The sequence below is a fragment of the Streptomyces sp. NPDC001568 genome (assembly GCF_042893755.1).
Lineage (GTDB): Bacteria > Actinomycetota > Actinomycetes > Streptomycetales > Streptomycetaceae > Streptomyces.
This window is the reverse complement of the sequence record NZ_JBIAVF010000004.1, coordinates 61,836-78,142: the sequence shown is the minus strand read 5'-3', so window position 1 is coordinate 78,142 and position 16,307 is coordinate 61,836. Positions and strand designations below refer to the sequence as shown.

General features: G+C 74.6%; 17 protein-coding genes. 11 read left to right on the top strand and 6 right to left on the bottom strand.

What is annotated here, in order from left to right; genetic code table 11:
• Positions 1-10: 10 nt before the first annotated feature.
• A complete protein-coding gene (locus ACFY0I_RS08500) occupies positions 11-1,540 on the bottom strand; it encodes an APC family permease (protein ID WP_388892013.1) in 1,530 nt (509 codons plus the stop codon).
• A 75-nt stretch (positions 1,541-1,615) separates the two neighbouring features.
• Positions 1,616-2,068, bottom strand: coding sequence for a carboxymuconolactone decarboxylase family protein (locus ACFY0I_RS08495; RefSeq protein WP_388892010.1), 453 nt, complete (start codon positions 2,066-2,068; stop codon positions 1,616-1,618).
• Positions 2,069-2,114: 46 nt separating this feature from the next.
• Here ACFY0I_RS08495 and ACFY0I_RS08490 point away from each other — a divergent pair, with 46 nt between their 5' ends.
• Positions 2,115-3,560 carry a PLP-dependent aminotransferase family protein gene (locus ACFY0I_RS08490; protein WP_388892007.1) on the top strand — a complete coding sequence of 482 codons (1,446 nt, stop codon included), beginning with the start codon at positions 2,115-2,117 and terminating at the stop codon, positions 3,558-3,560.
• Between the two features lie 32 nt (positions 3,561-3,592).
• Here the strand turns inward: ACFY0I_RS08490 and ACFY0I_RS08485 are convergent, their stop codons facing one another.
• Positions 3,593-4,186 carry a histidine phosphatase family protein gene (locus ACFY0I_RS08485; protein WP_388892004.1) on the bottom strand — a complete coding sequence of 198 codons (594 nt, stop codon included), beginning with the start codon at positions 4,184-4,186 and terminating at the stop codon, positions 3,593-3,595.
• A 67-nt stretch (positions 4,187-4,253) separates the two neighbouring features.
• On the opposite strand from ACFY0I_RS08485, the gene ACFY0I_RS08480 reads away from it, so the two are divergent.
• Together ACFY0I_RS08480 and ACFY0I_RS08475 are read left to right on the top strand one after the other, a co-directional pair.
• A complete protein-coding gene (locus tag ACFY0I_RS08480; protein WP_388892001.1) occupies positions 4,254-4,976 on the top strand; it encodes a YoaK family protein in 723 nt (240 codons plus the stop codon).
• Positions 4,977-5,061: 85 nt separating this feature from the next.
• Positions 5,062-5,772 (top strand): RNA polymerase sigma factor, encoded by a 711-nt coding sequence (locus tag ACFY0I_RS08475; protein WP_388891998.1) that lies wholly within the window; start codon positions 5,062-5,064, stop codon positions 5,770-5,772.
• Here the strand turns inward: ACFY0I_RS08475 and ACFY0I_RS08470 are convergent.
• The 3 genes from ACFY0I_RS08470 to ACFY0I_RS08460 all read right to left on the bottom strand — a co-directional run bounded on the left by ACFY0I_RS08470 (position 5,696) and on the right by ACFY0I_RS08460 (position 9,761).
• Positions 5,696-6,715, bottom strand: coding sequence for a MerR family transcriptional regulator (locus tag ACFY0I_RS08470; protein WP_388891995.1), 1,020 nt, complete (start codon positions 6,713-6,715; stop codon positions 5,696-5,698). The two genes, ACFY0I_RS08475 and ACFY0I_RS08470, sit on opposite strands and share 77 nt — an antisense overlap.
• Positions 6,716-6,756: 41 nt before the next feature.
• Positions 6,757-8,130 (bottom strand): cryptochrome/photolyase family protein, encoded by a 1,374-nt coding sequence (locus ACFY0I_RS08465; RefSeq protein ID WP_388891993.1) that lies wholly within the window; start codon positions 8,128-8,130, stop codon positions 6,757-6,759.
• Between the two features lie 104 nt (positions 8,131-8,234).
• Positions 8,235-9,761 (bottom strand): SDR family oxidoreductase, encoded by a 1,527-nt coding sequence (locus ACFY0I_RS08460; RefSeq protein ID WP_388891990.1) that lies wholly within the window; start codon positions 9,759-9,761, stop codon positions 8,235-8,237.
• A 290-nt stretch (positions 9,762-10,051) separates the two neighbouring features.
• Between ACFY0I_RS08460 and ACFY0I_RS08455 the strand changes: the two genes are divergently transcribed.
• The 8 genes from ACFY0I_RS08455 to ACFY0I_RS08420 all read left to right on the top strand — a co-directional run bounded on the left by ACFY0I_RS08455 (position 10,052) and on the right by ACFY0I_RS08420 (position 16,300).
• Positions 10,052-11,335, top strand: coding sequence for an NAD(P)/FAD-dependent oxidoreductase (locus tag ACFY0I_RS08455; RefSeq protein ID WP_388891987.1), 1,284 nt, complete (start codon positions 10,052-10,054; stop codon positions 11,333-11,335).
• Entirely contained in the window at positions 11,332-12,090 is a 759-nt protein-coding gene (locus ACFY0I_RS08450; protein ID WP_388891984.1) for a DUF1365 domain-containing protein, read from the top strand. The genes ACFY0I_RS08455 and ACFY0I_RS08450 overlap by 4 nt, the downstream gene beginning before the upstream one ends.
• Positions 12,087-12,905, top strand: coding sequence for a DUF1295 domain-containing protein (locus ACFY0I_RS08445; protein WP_388891981.1), 819 nt, complete (start codon positions 12,087-12,089; stop codon positions 12,903-12,905). The genes ACFY0I_RS08450 and ACFY0I_RS08445 overlap by 4 nt, the downstream gene beginning before the upstream one ends.
• A gap of 25 nt (positions 12,906-12,930) precedes the next feature.
• Positions 12,931-13,410 carry an Lrp/AsnC family transcriptional regulator gene (locus ACFY0I_RS08440; protein ID WP_388891979.1) on the top strand — a complete coding sequence of 160 codons (480 nt, stop codon included), beginning with the start codon at positions 12,931-12,933 and terminating at the stop codon, positions 13,408-13,410.
• Between the two features lie 46 nt (positions 13,411-13,456).
• Positions 13,457-14,146: an HAD family hydrolase gene (locus tag ACFY0I_RS08435; RefSeq protein ID WP_388891976.1), complete on the top strand. Its 690-nt coding sequence runs from the start codon at positions 13,457-13,459 to the stop codon at positions 14,144-14,146.
• A 150-nt stretch (positions 14,147-14,296) separates the two neighbouring features.
• Positions 14,297-14,548 (top strand): hypothetical protein, encoded by a 252-nt coding sequence (locus ACFY0I_RS08430; RefSeq protein WP_388891973.1) that lies wholly within the window; start codon positions 14,297-14,299, stop codon positions 14,546-14,548.
• 7 nt (positions 14,549-14,555) lie between these two features.
• On the top strand, positions 14,556-15,041 hold the full coding sequence (locus ACFY0I_RS08425) for a hypothetical protein (protein WP_388891971.1): 486 nt from the start codon (positions 14,556-14,558) through the stop codon (positions 15,039-15,041).
• Positions 15,042-15,202: 161 nt separating this feature from the next.
• The gene (locus ACFY0I_RS08420; protein WP_388891968.1) at positions 15,203-16,300 is read left to right on the top strand and encodes an FAD-dependent oxidoreductase; all 1,098 of its coding nucleotides are present in this window, start codon (positions 15,203-15,205) and stop codon (positions 16,298-16,300) included.
• Positions 16,301-16,307: the final 7 nt, after the last annotated feature.

Below are 16,307 nucleotides of genomic sequence, written 5' to 3'. Positions count from 1 at the left end.
TGGCTGCGGGCTACTTCGGGGCGTCCGGTTTCCCCGCGTGGACCAGGGCCGGATCGGCCACGCCGCGCCGCTCCAGCCAGAACGTGCCGTCCCGCAGCCGCCAGAAGCACATCACGAGGACGCCGACGACCGCGATGGCGATCCCGATGACGAGCGGCGGCCCGAGGCCGAACCAGGACACCCCACCGGCGGAGTTCTCCGGGTTCGACATGTCGCCGATGGATTCCACCAGCAACCAGGCCAGCAGTGCGGCGCCGACGAGGGGGCCGAGGCCGATCAGCAGGAAGTTGTGCAGGTTCTCCAGCAGGTGCCGTCGGTAGTAGATGGCACAGGCCAGACCGGTGAGGGCGTAGTAGAAGGCGATGAGCAGGGAGAGCGCGGTCAGCGAGTCCAGGAGCGCGTTCTCGCTGATCCGGTTGACGATGATGTACCAGCCGATGGCGATGCCGGCCACCCACCAGGTGCTCACGTCCGGGGTGCGGAAGCGGTGGTGGATGTGGGCGAGCCGGTGCGGCAGCGCGTGCCGGCGGGCCATGGACAGCGCGGTGCGGGAGGCGGGGATGATCGTGGTCTGGGTGGAGGCGAGCGCGGAGGTGCAGACGGCGAGGAGCACCAGCCAGTCCCAGCCGCCGAGCACCTCGTGGGCGAGGACGGCGAAGACGGCCTCCTCCTCGCCCGCGTTCTCGGCGAGGAACCGCGTGCCCGCGTAGCCGACGACGGCGAAGCCGACGGACAGGTAGGTGACCAGCAGCACGACGGTCGACCAGATGCCCGCCTTGCCGGGGGCGGTCGCGGAGTCCTCCACCTCCTCGGTGAGGTTGACGGCGGACTCCCAGCCCCAGTAGATGAAGACGCCGAGCAGCAGGCCGCCGGTCAGGGCGGCGCCGCCCGCGCCGAAGGGGTTGAGCCAGGCGAGGGAGGGCCGGGTGCCGTCGAGGGTGCTGGTGCCGGCGTAGACGCGGTAGAGCGCGACGACCGCGAAGACCAGGAGGAAGAAGACCTGGGCGAGGATCAGCACGTTCTGCAGCTTGGCGGACATCTCCGTGCCGATCACACAGATCGCGGTCATCACCAGGATCACCAGCACGGCCAGGGACTGGCGGATGAACTCGTTCGCCGCCCAGCTGTCGAGTCCGGCGGCGAGCAGGCCGAAGTGGACGGCGACGTCGGCGAGGGAGCCGATGACGAGGACGCCGGTCATGGCGATGGCCCAGCCGCCGAGCCAGCCCGCCCAGGGGCCCATGGCCCGGGTCACCCAGGAGAAGGTGGTCCCGCAGTCCTGGTCGACCTTGTTGAGGTAGTAGAAGGCGGCGGCGATCAGCAGCATCGGAACGAAGGACGCCAGCATCACGCCCGGCGCGTAGATCCCGGCCAGCGCCACGATCGGGCCGATGACGGCGGCCAGCGAGTAGGCGGGCGAGGTGGAGTTCAGGCCGATGACGAGTGCGTCGAGGAACCCGATCGCGTTGGCCTTGAGTCTCTCGTCGGGACCAGCGTCCTGGATCGCCCCGCCCGGTCCACCGGCGTCACCATCACCCATACACGCATCGTCACGCACGCGGCCCCGGCGCGCGAGGCGGGCCGGGGCCGCGTGCGTGACGCGCGGACGGGTGGGCTATTCGGTTCCGGGGGTCTTGCGCGTGCTGACGTTCATCCGGTTCCAGACGTTCACGGTGCAGATCAGGGCGATCAGCTGGGCGAGCAGCTCCTCGTCGAAGTGCCGGGCGGCCTCGTCGTAGACGGCGTCGGAGACGCCTCCGGGAAGGAGGGTGATCTCCTCGGTCAGGGCGAGCGCGGCCCGTTCGGCGACGGTGAACAGGCTCGACTCGTGCCAGGCGCTGAGCGCGTAGATGCGCGCTTCGGACTCGCCGCCCTTGCGGGCGTCGGTGGTGTGGTAATCGATGCAGTAGGCGCAGCGGTTGATCTGCGAGGCGCGGATCTGGACGAGCTCCAGCAGGACCGGGTCCAGCCCGCGGCGGGCGGCGGTGTCGAGGGCCAGGACGGCCTTGAAGACCTTGGGGGCGACGGCGGTGAAGTTCATGCGCTCAGGAACCTGAAAAGTGGTCATGTGAAGAACCTAGAAGGGGAATCGGCCCCCGGTAGGGTTCATTTCCATGCAGAGTTCATGGGTCAATTCCGCGGGGGTCCCGGCCGACGCGCCCGCCGCGACGGGGCCGGGCACCGGCAGTGACCTGCACCTGGAGCTGACCGGCGCGGGCGGCGTGCGGGTGCGGCTCATGAACGCCCTGCGCGAGGCCATCCGCTCGGGCCGGCTCGCGCCCGGCACCGCGTTGCCGCCGTACCGGGCCCTCGCCACCGATCTCGGCATCGCCCGCAACACCGTCGCCGGCGCCTACGCCGAACTCGTCGAGGAGGGCTGGCTCGCCGCGCGCCAGGGTTCCGGCACCCGGGTGGCCCGGCGGGCCCACCCGCTGCGGCCGGACGGGCCGGGTGGTCCGGCCCGGCCCTCGCGCCGGCGTACCGTCCACGACCTGCTGCCCACTTCCCCCGACGCGTCCGCGTTCCCCCGTACGACCTGGCTCGGCGCCGCCCGGCGGGCGTTGGCCGCCGCACCGCACGAGGCGTTCGGGGTCGGCGATCCGCGCGGCCGGCCCGAACTGCGCCGCACCCTCACCGAGTACCTCGCCCGGGTACGGGGCGTACGGACCTCACCCGAGCGGATCGTCGTCTGCTCGGGGTTCGCGCACGGGCTGGAGCTGCTGGGTCGGGTGCTGGCCGGGCCCGTGGCCGTGGAGTCGTACGGGCTCCCGTTCCACCGCGACGTACTGGCGGGGGCGGGGCTGACGACGCTCCCGCTCACCGTGGACGGCGGCGGCGCCCACGTCGGTGAGCTGTCCGGCACCGCGGCGCGGGCCGTCCTGCTCACCCCCGCCCACCAGTTCCCGACCGGGGGCCCGCTGCATCCGGGCCGACGCGCGGAGGTCGTGGACTGGGCCCGGGCGAGCGGCGGGCTCGTCATCGAGGACGACTACGACGGGGAGTTCCGCTACGACCGCCAGCCGGTCGGGGCCGTCCAGGGCCTGGACCCCGAACGGGTCGCCTACGTCGGCTCGGCGGGCAAGAGCCTGTCGCCCGCGCTGCGGTTGGGCTGGATGGTGCTGCCCGGACGGCTCGTGGACGAGGTGCTGGCCGTGAAGGGGCCCCGCGAGATGTGGTCGGGGGTGACGGACCAGCTCGTCCTGGCCGAGTTCATCGCCTCGGGCGCCTACGACCGCCACCTGCGCCGGATGCGGCAGGTCTACCGGCGCCGCCGCGACCTGCTCGCGGCCCGGATCGCGGCCGAGGCACCGCACGTGCGGGTCGGCGGGATCGCCGCCGGGCTGCACGCCGTCCTGGAACTGCCGCCGGACACCGAGGAGGCGACCTTGCGCGCGGCCCGCCGGCAGGGTCTGGCGCTGGAGGGGCTGCGGTCCTACCGGCATCCCGACAGCGCCATGCCACCGCGCGACGGGCTGGTGCTCGGCTACGGGACCCCGACCGAGCACGCCTTCCCCGCGGCCCTGGACGCCCTGCTGCTGGCGCTTCCGGAGGCGCCCTGACCGACGGTGGTCGGCGTCCAGGCGCCAGGGCCTCAGCCGCGGGTGTTCCAGCCCGCCACGACCGGCAGGCCGTGTTCCGTGGACAGGGTGCTGACCGTGCCCGTGCGCAGCAGGAAGAGCCGGCCGTCCGTGGGGGGCAGCCCGAGGTAGCGGGCGGTCAGGACGCGCAGGAAGTGCCCGTGCGCGACCAGCACGACGTCGCCCCGATCCTCGCGCAGGACCTTGGCGGCCCGCGCCAGGACCCGGTCCGCGCGGGCGCCGACCTGGGCCGCGCTCTCGCCCGGGTGGTGGGCGTCGCCCGCCGGGACGCCGTCGGTCCACAGCGACCAGTGGGGCCGGGTCCGTTGGATCTCGACGGTGGTGATGCCCTCGTAGCCGCCGTAGTCCCACTCGTGGAGGTCCGGCTCGGGAACGCCGTCGCTCAGTCCGGCGAGTTGGGCGGTGGCCACGGCCCGGCTCAGCGGGCTGGTCAGGACCAGGGCGGGTCGGTGGCCGAGGAAGAACGGGGCCAGCGAGATGGCCTCCTCGACGCCGCGCGCCGTCAGCGGCACGTCCGTCAGCCCCGTGTGCCGTCCGTCGGCGCTCCAGGCCGTCTCCCCGTGCCTCACCAGCAGCAGATCACTCATGTGCCGGACCTTACGGCCGCATGTCGGTGCCGGTCGCGCCGGGGTCGGCGTGTCACCCTCGGCAGTCATGAACACGGGTGCGCGACCGGTCCGACCCGCTCGGCTGACGGTCGTCCTGATGGTCCTGACCTGGGTGACCGGGATGGTCGAGGCGGCCGGTCTGCTGGCCCTGGGCCCGGCGTTCACGGCGATGCAGACCGGCAACGTGCTGTTCCTGGCCTTCGGCCTGGCGCACCAGGGGAACCTGCCGGCCCTGGCGTCGGCGCTCTCGCTGGTGTCCTTCGCCGTCGGCGCGGTGGTCGGGGCGCGGCTCGAGGCGGCCATGGAGCTGCGGGGGCAGCGCTGGTTCGTCACAGGGCTGGCCGTCGAGGGCACGCTGATCCTGGCCGCCGCGTGCGTCGGCTGGGGCCTGGAGCCGCAGGACGGACACCCCGGCGTCCGACACCTCGTCGCCACCGCCGTCCTGGCGGTCGCCATGGGGCTGCGCACGGTCACCAGCATGCGGGTCAACGTCGCCGGGGTACCGACGACGCTGGTCACCCGGTCGATGACGGCCCTGCTCGGCGGTTCCGCCCTGGGCCACGACGCGGCCCTCGGGTACGGGACCGGATCGTGGGCCAGGCGGGCCTGGGCGGTGGCCTCGATGTTCGCGGGCGGGCTGACGGGGGCGCTGCTGCTGCGGTCCGGATGCACCGTGAACTGGCTGCTGCTGCCGGCCGGCGTGGTGGTGATCGCCGTGGCCCTCCTGTACTTGGCGAAGCCCTCGTTGCACACCGGCGGTACGCGCTGATCCACGCCCGGGACGACCGGCGCGGGATTCGATGCGAAAACGATGCAAGTTGGCCCGAGCGGGCCGTTTTGGCGAGGCTCGGGCCATGAACGACCACGACCCGAAGGACCTCGGCCTGCGGAACGGCTCCCGGATCGACGGCCCGACGGGAGCCCTCGCGACCCGGCCCCCGGTGGGGGCGACGGAGGCAGGAGCGACGAACCGGCCCGCGGGCGGCGTCACGGACGCCGACGCCGCCCTCGCCGTCGCCGTCGGTTTCGCGGCGGGCGACGAGCGCTCCATGGAGGAGGTGTACCGGCGCTGGCGGCCCCTGGTGAACTCCCTCGCGCGGCGTTCGCTCGGCGACGAGCGCGAGGCGGAGGACGTGACCCAGCAGGTCTTCCTCGCCGCCTGGCGCGGCCGGGGCGGCTACCGTCCCGGACCCGGCGGGCTCGGGGCCTGGCTCACCGGCATCACCCGTCACAAGATCGCCGACGCGCTGGAGGCGCGGACCCGGCGGGCCCGGGCGGTGGCGGCAGCCGCGGTCACCGTCCACGAGCTGGCCCCGTACCCCGGCGCCCCCGGGCGGCCCGAGCCCGAGCAGGTGCTGGACCGGGTGCTGATCCTGAGCGAACTGGCCCGGCTTCCCACGGCGCAGCGGCGGGTGCTGTGCCTGGCCTTCTACGCCGACCTGAGCCAGACCCAGATCGCCGCCCGTACGGGGCTTCCGCTGGGCACCGTCAAGAGCCACATGCGGCGGGCCCTGCACCTGTTGCGTCGGTCTCTGGATCCGGGCCCGCTGCCAGCGCCGAGATGACGTCCAGGCCCGAGCGCAGGCCGAACAGCCGCTCGCCGCGCGGAGTCGGTGTGCCGGCCCAGCCCGGTCCCGCCAGGAGTAGCGTCGAGCGGCCGCGCGCACCGCGCAGCCCCCATTCGATGCCGGCCACCGAGCGGGCCAGGCCCCGGTCGGCGGTGGTCCGGGACTGCGCCCAGAGCACGGCCGCCCGGGGGCCCGTACGCCGTACCGCGTCGTGCAGCGCTTCGGCGGGCAGCGCCGCTCCGAACATGCGGACCGGTACGCCCCGTTCGCCGAGGGCGGCGGCGAGCGCCTCGATGGGCAGGCTGTGCAGTTCGTCGGGGGTGCACGCGAGCAGCACCGGAGCGGCCCCCGGACGGTCGGGGGCGGGCCGGATCCGGTGCAGCGCGGCGGAGACGTGCCAGGACAGCAGGTGCTCGACCTCGATGTAACGCTCCCCCGCCGAGGCCCACTTGCGGCCGACCGCGTGCAGGGTCGGGGCGATGATGTCCTCCCAGGCGGTGACGAGGCCGTACTCGGCCAGGGCGGCGTCGAGCTGTTCGGCCACGGCCGGCGCGTCGAGCCGTACGGCGGCCCGTGCGAGCCCCCGGCCCTCCGGCCGCACCTCCCCGAGGGGAAGGGCGCCGCGCCCGCCCGGGGTGGCGGCCCTGGCCCGGGTCCCGGCGGAGGCGTCGGGGGCTTCGCCGAGCGCGGCCCGGGCCGCCTCGGACGGCGGCACGCCCCGCGCGGTGAGCCGGCACATCAGATCGAGGCGGGCGATGTCCTCGGGGGTCCAGCGGCGGTGGCGGCCGTCCTCCCGCCGGGCGGGCCCGATGGCGTACCGGCGCTCCCAGGAGCGCAGCGTGGTCGGGGAGACCCCGAGGCGGCGGGCGACGGCGCCGGTGCTGAGGGCGGCGGCGGGGAGGTCCTGCGGGGGTCCGGGGTGAGGCGGCAGGGGGTCCACCGGCTCACGGTACGCCGCGGGCCCGGCGCGGGGCGTCGGCGTCATCCCCCGTCCCGTCCGCGCCGGAAGCGGTCGAGGCCGTCGGCGAGCTCCACCACCGGGTCCGGGTAGTCGTACTGGGCGCGTTCGAGGCCGGTCAGCCGCCACGGCTCGTGGACGCGGGGGGCGGCGAGGCCGGCCAGCTCGGGCACCCAGCGGTGGACGTAGCGACCCTCGGGGTCGTAACGCAGGCCCTGCCGGACGGGGTTGAGGACCCGGTTGGGTCGGGTGTCGGTGCCCGTGCCCGCCACCCACTGCCAGTTCAGCTGGTTGTTCGCGAGGTCCCCGTCGACCAGCAGCTCCAGGAAGTGCCGGGCTCCGGTGCGCCAGTCCACGTACAGGGTCTTGGCGAGGAAGCTGGCGGCGAGCAGCCGGCCGCGGTTGTGCATCCAGCCCTCGTGGGCCAGTTGGCGCATGGCGGCGTCGACGACGGGATAACCGGTGCGGCCCTCCTTCCAGGCCAGGACCTCTTCCTCGGCGGCGGCTCCGGTGCGCCAACGGTCCTGGCGGGGCCGGTAGTCCTCGGCGGCGGCGGTGGGGCGGGCGGCGAGGACCTGGTGGTGGAAGTCGCGCCAGCACAACTGCCGCACGAAGGCCTCGGCGCCGGGTCCGCCCGCGCCGCGGGAGCGGTGGACGGCCTCGGCGGCCGACAAGGTGCCGAAGTGCAGGTGCGGGGAGAGCCGGGAGGTGGCGTCGCCCGCGAGGTCGTCGTGGACGTCCTCGTACCGGGTGATGCCGGCGCGCAGCCACTGCGTGAGCAGTCGGCGGGCCTCGCGTTCGCCGCCGCGGGCCAGGCCCGGGGAGGTGCCGGTGACGTCGGCGCGGGCGGGCAGGGGTTCGGAGCCGATGTCCGGCGGGACGGGCACGGCGCGCGGGGCGGGGGCCGGGGTCCGCAGCGGGAGGTCCGACCAGCGGCGCAGGTACGGGGTGAAGACCGCGAAGTGGTCGGAGCCGGCCGGAAGCACGGCGCCGGGCGCGACCGCGGTGACGACGGTGTCGTGGACGTAGAGCCGCCGGCCCTGGGCTTCGAGGGCGGTGCGCAGCCGTTCCTCGCGGGCGTGGGCGTAGGCGCTCACCCCGGCCGCCATGTGCACCTCGTCGGCGTCGGCTTCCTGGACCAGGGCACACACCTCGTCCACGGCGTCCCCGGAGCGGATCACCAGCCGGCCCCCGCGTTCGCGCAGTCCCGCGTCGAGGTCGGCGAGGCAGTCCGCGAGGAAGGCCCGCCGGTTGGGGGCGGGGAAGCCGGAGGCCTCGATGGCCCGATCGCGGACGAAGAGGGGGACGACGCGGTCACAGGAGGAGAGGGCGGCCCGCAGCGGCGGGTGGTCGTGCAGACGCAGGTCGGAGGTGTAGAGGACCACCGCGATGTTCATGGGTCTCGGCTCCGAGTCGGGCTGGGGGGCAGGTCTGTCGTGCGGTGCTTCGGCGGCCGGGGGTTCCCCGGATGCACGCGGCGGTGCGGCGCCGGCTTCGCGGGTCAGTCCTGGTCGAGGCGTTCGGCGGCGCGGGCGATGTTGCGGGCCATGCCTCCGAAGACGATCGCGTGGAAGGGGGAGACGCTCCACCAGTACATGTGTCCGAGGAGGCCGTGCGGGTGGAACAGGGCCCGTTGCCGGTAGAGCGTGCGTCGGCCGGGTCCGGTCGCCGCGTCGGTCCGCCGGTCGGTCTCCTCGTCGGAGGCCGGGTCCGCGTACATCTCCAGCCAGGCCAGGCCCGGCAGCCGCATCTCCGCGCGCAGCCGCAGCAGGCGGCCCGGTTCGATCTCCTCGACCCGCCAGAAGTCGAGGGAGTCGCCGACCCGCAGCCGGGCGGCGTCGCGCCGGCCGCGCCGGATGCCGACTCCTCCGACGAGTCGGTCCAGCCAGCCCCGTACGGCCCAGGCCAGGGGGAAGGAGTACCAGCCGTTGTCCCCGCCGATGCCCTCCACCACCTTCCACAGGGCGGTGGGCGAGGCCTCGACGGCGATCTCGCGCCGGTCGGTGTAGAGGCTGCCGCCCGCCCAGTCGGGGTCGGTGGGCAGCGGGTCGCTGGGGGCGCCGGGCAGGGACGCCGAGGACCAGCGGGTGGTGACGTCGGCCTCCCGGACCCGCTGGAGCGCCAGGTCGAGGGCCCGGTCGAAGCCGATGGGCGTGCCGGGCGGGTCGGGGACCCACTCGGCGATGTCGTGCTCGTCGCAGACCACCTCGTGGCGCAGCGATTCGGCCAGCGGCCGGGCCAGCGCCCTCGGCACCGGGGTGACCAGGCCGATCCAGTGGCTGGACAACCGGGGGGTCAGCATCGGAACGCGCACGATGAGCCGTTTGGGGAGCTGCGCGACGGTGGCGTAGCGGCGCATCATCTCCTCGTACGTCACCACGTCGGGGCCGCCGATGTCGAAGGTCCGGCTGACCTCGGGCGGCATCGTGGCGCTCCCGACGAGGTAGCGCAGGACGTCGCGGACGGCGATGGGCTGGACGCGGGTGCCGACCCAGCTGGGGGTGACCATGACGGGCAGCCGTTCGGTGAGGTAGCGCAGCATCTCGAAGGAGGCCGAGCCCGAGCCGATGATCACGGCGGCGCGCAGGACGGTGGTGGGCACCCCGGAGGCGAGGAGGATCTCGCCGACCTCGGCGCGGGAGCGCAGGTGGGGGGACAGCTCGCGGGGCGGGATCCCGGTGGGGGTGAGCCCGCCGAGGTAGACGATGCGGCGGACTCCTGCGGCGCGGGCCTGTTCGGCGAAGATCCGGGCGGCGTCGCGGTCGCGGTCCTCGAAGTCACGCCCGGTACCGAGGGCGTGGACGAGGTAGTAGGCGACGTCGATGCCCTGGAGCGCCGAGGCGACCGATCCGGCGTCGGTGACGTCGCCGCGCACGACTTCGGCGCGGCCGGCCCAGGGGTGGTCGCGCAGCCGTTCCGGGGAGCGGGCCAGGCAGCGGACGCGGTGTCCGGAGTCGAGGAGTTCGGGCACCAGGCGGCCGCCGATGTAGCCGGTGGCCCCGGTGACCAGGCAGTGCGGTCCGGTCATGGTCGTCTTCCCTCCGTCGTGGCCGGTTCATCGTCGCCGGTCCCGGGCCGCCGCGCCCGTCGTACGGCGGCGGTCGGCCCACCCCGCGCTCGCGCCTTCCGTACGGGCTTCGGGCGGGCCCGGCCCGCCGGATGCACGGGGCGGGGCACGGTCGGGCCGTCCTGTGCGAGGTCGGCCGGGGCCGCTCCCCGAGCCCCTTTCCCCGGGGACATCCGGGATGTTTCGCCCGGGACACATCCGGGGCCCCCTACGGCTCCGAAGTACCCCTCGAAGGCGAAGGAGGGAGCGGGATGACCGAACGAGGACGACCGCGCACCGCTGTGATCGGCGGGGGCGTGTCCGGGCTGACGGCGGCGTACGTACTGGCCCGTGGCCACGAGGTGACGCTCTACGAGGCCGACGACCGGTTGGGCGGGCACGCCCACACCCATGAGGTGAAGGGGCCCGACGGCCGGATCCGGTCCGTGGACTCGGGTTTCATCGTGCACAACGACCGGACGTACCCCCACCTGCTGCGGCTCTTCCGCGAGCTCGGGGTGGCCACCCGGCCGACGACGATGAGTCTGTCGGTGCACTGCGAGGGCTGCGGGCTGGAGTACGCGGGCGCCCGCGGACCGCGCGGGCTGTTCGCCCGCCCGGGGGGTGCCCTGCGGCCCGCCTACCTGCGGATGCTGGCGCAGGTCCCGGTGTTCCACCGGCAGGCCCGGCGGCTGCTGACCGCGCCCGAGGGGGCCCGTGAGCCCACCCTGGGCGAGTTCCTGGAGCGGGGCGGCTTCGGCCCGTACTTCACCGGGCACTTCGCGATTCCGCTCGTCGCCTCCGTGTGGTCCTGTCCCCCGGGCACGGCGCTGCGCTACCCGGCCCGCTACCTGTTCCGTTTCCTCGCCCACCACGGGCTGCTGTCGGTGGGCGGCTCGCCGAGCTGGCGCACGGTCGAGGGCGGTTCGGCGCGGTACGTGGAACGGGTGCGGGAGGAGCTGGGCGCGGGCGCCGTACGCGTGTCGAGCGCGGTGCGGGAGCTGGCCCGGACCCCGGACGGGGTGCTGGTCACCACCGCCGACGGGACGCGGGCCCGGTACGACTCGGTGGTCGTCGCCGTCCACGCCGACCAGGCCCTGCGGATGCTGGCCGATCCGACGGACGCCGAACGCGAGGTGCTCGGCGCCTTCGGCTACTCCCGCAACCGGACCGTCCTGCACACCGACGCCTCGGTGCTGCCGCGCTCCGCGAGCGCCCGGGGCTGCTGGAACTACCGGCTGTCGGCGTGCCGGCCGGACGAGTCGGTACCCGTGCAGGTCAGCTACGACATGAACCGGCTCCAAGGGCTGGACGCGCCGGAGCCGTACGTGGTCACGCTGGGCGCCGACGAGCGGGTGCGGCCCGATCTGGTGCTGGCCGAGATGGTCTACGAGCACCCGGTCTACACCCCGGAGTCCGTCGCGGCGCAGCGCCTGCTGCCCGGGCTGTCGGGGCCGGTGACGGCGTTCGCCGGGGCCTACCACGGGTGGGGCTTCCACGAGGACGGCTGCCGCTCGGGCGTCGAGGCGGCGGCGGCACTGGGGGTGGGCTGGTGAGGTCGGCCCTGTACGAGGCGGACATCCGGCACGTGCGCGCCGGCGGGCCGGCGTACGGGATGCGGCACCGCACGTACCTGTGGCTGGTGGACCTGGCGGAGCCGCCGCGGCTGCCGTGGCCGGTGCGCGTGCTGGCCGGCTTCGACGCCCGTGACCACTTCGGCGGCTCGGAGCCCAGCATCCGCGCGGGGCTGGACCGTTTCCTGGCCGCGCGCGGGATCGCGCTGCCGCCGGGGACGCGGGTGTCGATGCTGGCGCACGCCAGGGTGCTCGGCTTCGTCTTCAACCCGCTGTCGGTGTACTGGTGCCGCGCCCCGGACGGCGCGCTCCTGCACGTGGTCGCGGAGGTGCACAACACGTACGGCGAGCGGCACTGCTACCTCCTCGGCCCGGAGGCGGCGCGGGAGACGGCCCCGATCCCCAAGGAGTTCTACGTCTCCCCCTTCCTCGGGATGGACGGCGGCTACCGGATGCGCTTGCCCGAACCGGGCGCGGAGCTCGCGCTGAGCGTGCGGCTGGCGGGCGGTGCGGACGGGGCGGGCCTGACGGCCACGGTGCGCGGCAGTCGCCGGCCTGCGGGCGTACGGGGCGTGCTGCGCGCCGTGCTGCGTCACCCCTGGTCGACGGCCGCTGTCGCGGTGGGCATCCGCTTCCACGGGGTCCGGCTGTTGCTGCGCGGGGCGGCCGTGCGGCCGCGGCCGCCGCACGTCCCGCAGGCGGGGATGTCGGTGGGCGGAGCGGGAGGAACGCGATGAATTGGGGCGCATTCGGGGTCAATCTGGCGGTGTCGGCGGGCGCGGCGCTCACCGTGATGCTGGTCGCGTTCGCGATCGGCGTCCGCAAACGCCTGCACCGCGTGGTCGATGTGGCGTGGGGCGCGGCCTTCGCGGCCGTCGCGCTCGCCACGTACGGGATGTCGGGCGGGGGCGTCGGGCGGGGGCTGCTCCTGACGGTGCTCACCGTGATCTGGGGCCTGCGGCTGGCGACGCACATCGCCTGGCGGGGCCGGGGGCACGGCGAGGACCCGCGGTACGAGCGGATGCTGGCCCGGGCCCCGGGGAACCGGAGCCTGTACGCGCTGCGCAAGGTCTATCTGCTCCAGGCGGCCCTGGTCTGGTTGATCTCGCTGCCGGTGCAGGCGGGGTCGTACGCGACCGCCGCGACGGGTGGGCCCCCGCTCGCCCTCGCCGTCGTGGGGACGGCGCTGTGGGCGACCGGTGTCGCCTTCGAGGCGGTGGGCGACCACCAATTGGCCCGGTTCAAGGCCGATCCGGCGAACCGGGGCAGGATCATGGACCGCGGTCTGTGGTCGTGGACCAGGCATCCGAACTACTTCGGGGACTTCTGCGTGTGGTGGGGCATCTTCCTGGTCGCGGCCGGGTCGGTGCAGGCGGCGGCCGTGTCCGTCGTCGCCCCGCTGGTGATGTCGTACCTGCTGATCGGGGGCAGCGGGAAACGACTGCTGGAGCGGCACATGGAGGGGCGACCGGGATACGCCGAGTACGTGGCGCGGACCAGCGGCTTCCTCCCCCGGCCACCGGCCGGGAAGGGTCGCCGACAATCCGGATGAACCGGGCCATTGGTACAGTCGCGACATGGCGGTGGACGAGCTCGACACCCGGATCCTGCGCCTGCTGATCGAGCAGCCGCGCACCAGCGTCCGGGAGTACGCCCGGATCCTCGGGGTGGCCCGGGGAACCCTCCAGGCCCGGCTGGACCGACTGGAGCGGACCGGGGTGATCACCGGGACCGGCCCGGCGCTCTCCCCGGCCGCGCTCGGGCATCCCGTACTGGCGTTCGTGCACATCGAGGTGACCCAGGGGCACCTGGACGAGGTCGGCGAGGCTCTGGCCGCCGTCCCGGAGATCATCGAGGCCTTCTCCATCACGGGCGGCGGCGACCTGCTCACCCGCGTCGCGGCCCGGGACAACGCGCACCTGGAGGACGTGATCCAGCAGCTGATCCGGCTTCCGGGCGTCGTCCGCACCCGGACGGAGGTGGCGCTGCGCGAACGGGTCGCGCACCGGCTGCTGCCCCTGGTCGAAGCCGTGGGCAGGACCGCCCGCAAATCCTGACAGGATGGTGTGGACAGCGACACGACCGGCAAGGCGGGCACAGCGGATGATTTCCGTCATATTCGATCTCGACGGCACTCTCGTGGACAGCGAGCCGAACTATTACGAATCGGGCCGACTCACCCTGGAGCGGCACGGCGTCCCCGATTTCACGTGGGAGCAGCACTCCCGCTTCATCGGCATCGGCACCCTGGAAACGCTGGAGATCCTCAAGGAGCGCTTCGGCCTGCCGGCGCCCGTCGAACAGCTCCTCGCGGAGCAGAACGCCGCCTACCTGGAGCTGGCCCGCACCCGGACCGAGGCCTTCCCCGAGATGCGCCGGTTCGTGGAGGAGCTGCACGCGCGGGGCGTCCCGATGGCGGTCGCCTCGGGTTCCTCCCGCGAGGCCATCGACGCCGTACTGGCGGGCACCGGACTGGACGCGCTGCTGACGACGGTGGTCTCCGCCGAGGAGGTCGCGCACGGCAAGCCCGCACCGGACGTGTTCCTGGAGGCGGCCCGCCGACTGGGCGCCGAGCCCGTCGACTGCGTGGTGATCGAGGACGCGGCGCCCGGCGCCGAGGCCGCCCTGGCGGCCGGCATGGCCTGCGTGGCGGTCCCGTACGTGGCGGACACCGCGGCCGACCCGGCCTTCGCGGCGTCGTCCCTGCTCTTCGCGGGCGGGCAGGCCGAATTCGGCGCGGACGCGGCCCTCGCCTGGCTGACCGCGCACGGGGCGGCCCGCAGCGCGGCCTGAGGGCGCGGACGGCCTGAGGGCGCGCAGAGCTCGATGCGCGGGCGGCGAACTGCCCCGGCAACTGCCCCTCGGGTCCGCGATCCGCTCCTAGTCTCGGGCCTCGGCGGCCGGACAGCGCGCCGCCCCGGACCAGGAAAGGGCTCGATGCAAATGAAGAAGAACAAACTGGCGGCCGGCGGCGCCGCGGTCGTGATGGCCGCGGGAATCGCGATCACGGCGGTCGGCGCGGCGAACGCGGCCGGCGGCACCTCGTCCGGCAGCGCGCGGATCACCTCCGTGGAGCAGCTGCACGAGAACCTCGCGCAGGCGGTGGCGCACGAGCAGGCCCTCGGGCTCCAGGGCACCATCGGCGGCCCCGTCGGCCGTGAGGTGCTCGCCTCCTACGACGCGGTCGAAGGCTGACGAGGCGGTGAGCACCGTGGGAAGCGAGCAGACCTCGGCCGGCGCGCCGACCTGGTGTCCGAGCGGTGAGGCCCGGGCTCCCGAGTCCGTCGTCCTCGGCGTCCGTTCGGCGGCCGACGGGCGGGTGGTGTACCTCGCCGATCCGGTCCCGGCGCCGGAAGTCCTCTCGACCCTCCCGGACGGGATCGAGCCGACCCGGGTCCTGCGCTTCGCCTCGCACTGCGTCTCCGCCTGCGTCAACCGGCGGGGCGACGACTGTGCGCTGGTGGAACGCGTCCTGGCCCTGCCCGCGGCCGGCGCGGACACCCGTACGGTCCCACGGTGCCACCTGCGCAACCGGTGCCAGTGGTGGCAGCAGACGGGCGTGGACGCGTGCCACCGCTGCCCGGCCGTCACCACGGCCACCTTCCGGGAGGACGAGCTCGCCACGCTGGTGGCGGACCCGTCGACCACCCCGGAGCAACTGGCGGCCTGGATCCGGGATTCCGCCTGACCCCGGACCACCACCGACGGCCCGTCGCTCCCGCCGGTCCGTCGGACGTTCACCGTCGATGCGGGCGGGGCGGGCCACGTGCCCGCCCCGCCCGTGGTCCGTTCCGGCCGCGGGGGCGTACCGCCGGGAAGATCCGGCGCCGGCCCGGGGTTGGTGGAACCGTGAACGAAACGGCGGGGTACGCGCAGGCACCGACAGAGGTGGACGTCGTGGTCGTCGGCGCCGGGCAGGCGGGCCTGTCCAGCGCCCACCACCTGGCCCGGGCCGGCGTCGACCACGTGGTGCTGGACCACGCGCCCCGGCCCGGCGGGGCCTGGCAGTTCCGATGGCCGTCGCTGACCTACGGCAAGGTGCACGGCATGCACTCCCTGCCCGGCATGGAACTGACGGGCGCCGATCCGCTACGGCCCTCCTCCGAGGTGATCGGCGCGTACTTCGCCGCCTACGAGGAGCGCTTCGACCTGCGCGTACGCCGCCCCGTGGACGTCTCGGCAGTGCGCGAGGGCGCCGCCGGCCGGCTCCTGGTGGAGTCCTCGGCGGGCACCTGGTCGGCGCGGGCCCTGATCAACGCCACCGGAACCTGGGACCGGCCGTTCTGGCCGCGTTATCCGGGCCAGGAGCTGTTCCGGGGGCGGCAACTGCACACCGCGAACTATCCGGGACCACAGGAGTTCGCCGGGGCCCGGGTGGTGGTCGTGGGCGGGGGCACCTCCGCGGTGCAGCACCTGCTGGAGATGTCCGCGTCGGCGGCGCGGACCACCTGGGTGACCCGACGGCCGCCCGTCTTCCGTGACGGGGCGTTCGGCGAGGCCGAGGGCCGGGAGGCGGTGGCGCGCGTGGCGGAACGGGTCGGTCGGGGGCTGCCACCGCAGAGCGTGGTGGGCGTGACCGGGCTGGCGCTGACCGATGCCGTACGGGCCGGGCTGGCCTCCGGGGTGCTGGCGCGGCTGCCGGTGTTCGACCGGATCACCGCCTCCGGTGTCGCGTGGGCCGACGGCCGGCGCGTGGACGCCGACGTGATCCTGTGGGCGACCGGCTTCCGGGCCGCCGTCGACCACCTGGCGCCGCTGCGGTTGCGCGAGCCGGGCGGGGGCATCCGGATGGACGGTACGCGGGCGGTCCGCGACGAACGCGTCCACCTGGTCGGCTACGGCCCCTCGGCCTCGACGATCGGCGCCAACCGCGCCGGCGGCGCCGCCGTCCGCGAGATCCGCCGCCTGCTGATCCGCGCCCCCGCGTCGGCGGCGACCGGCGGATAGCGGGGGC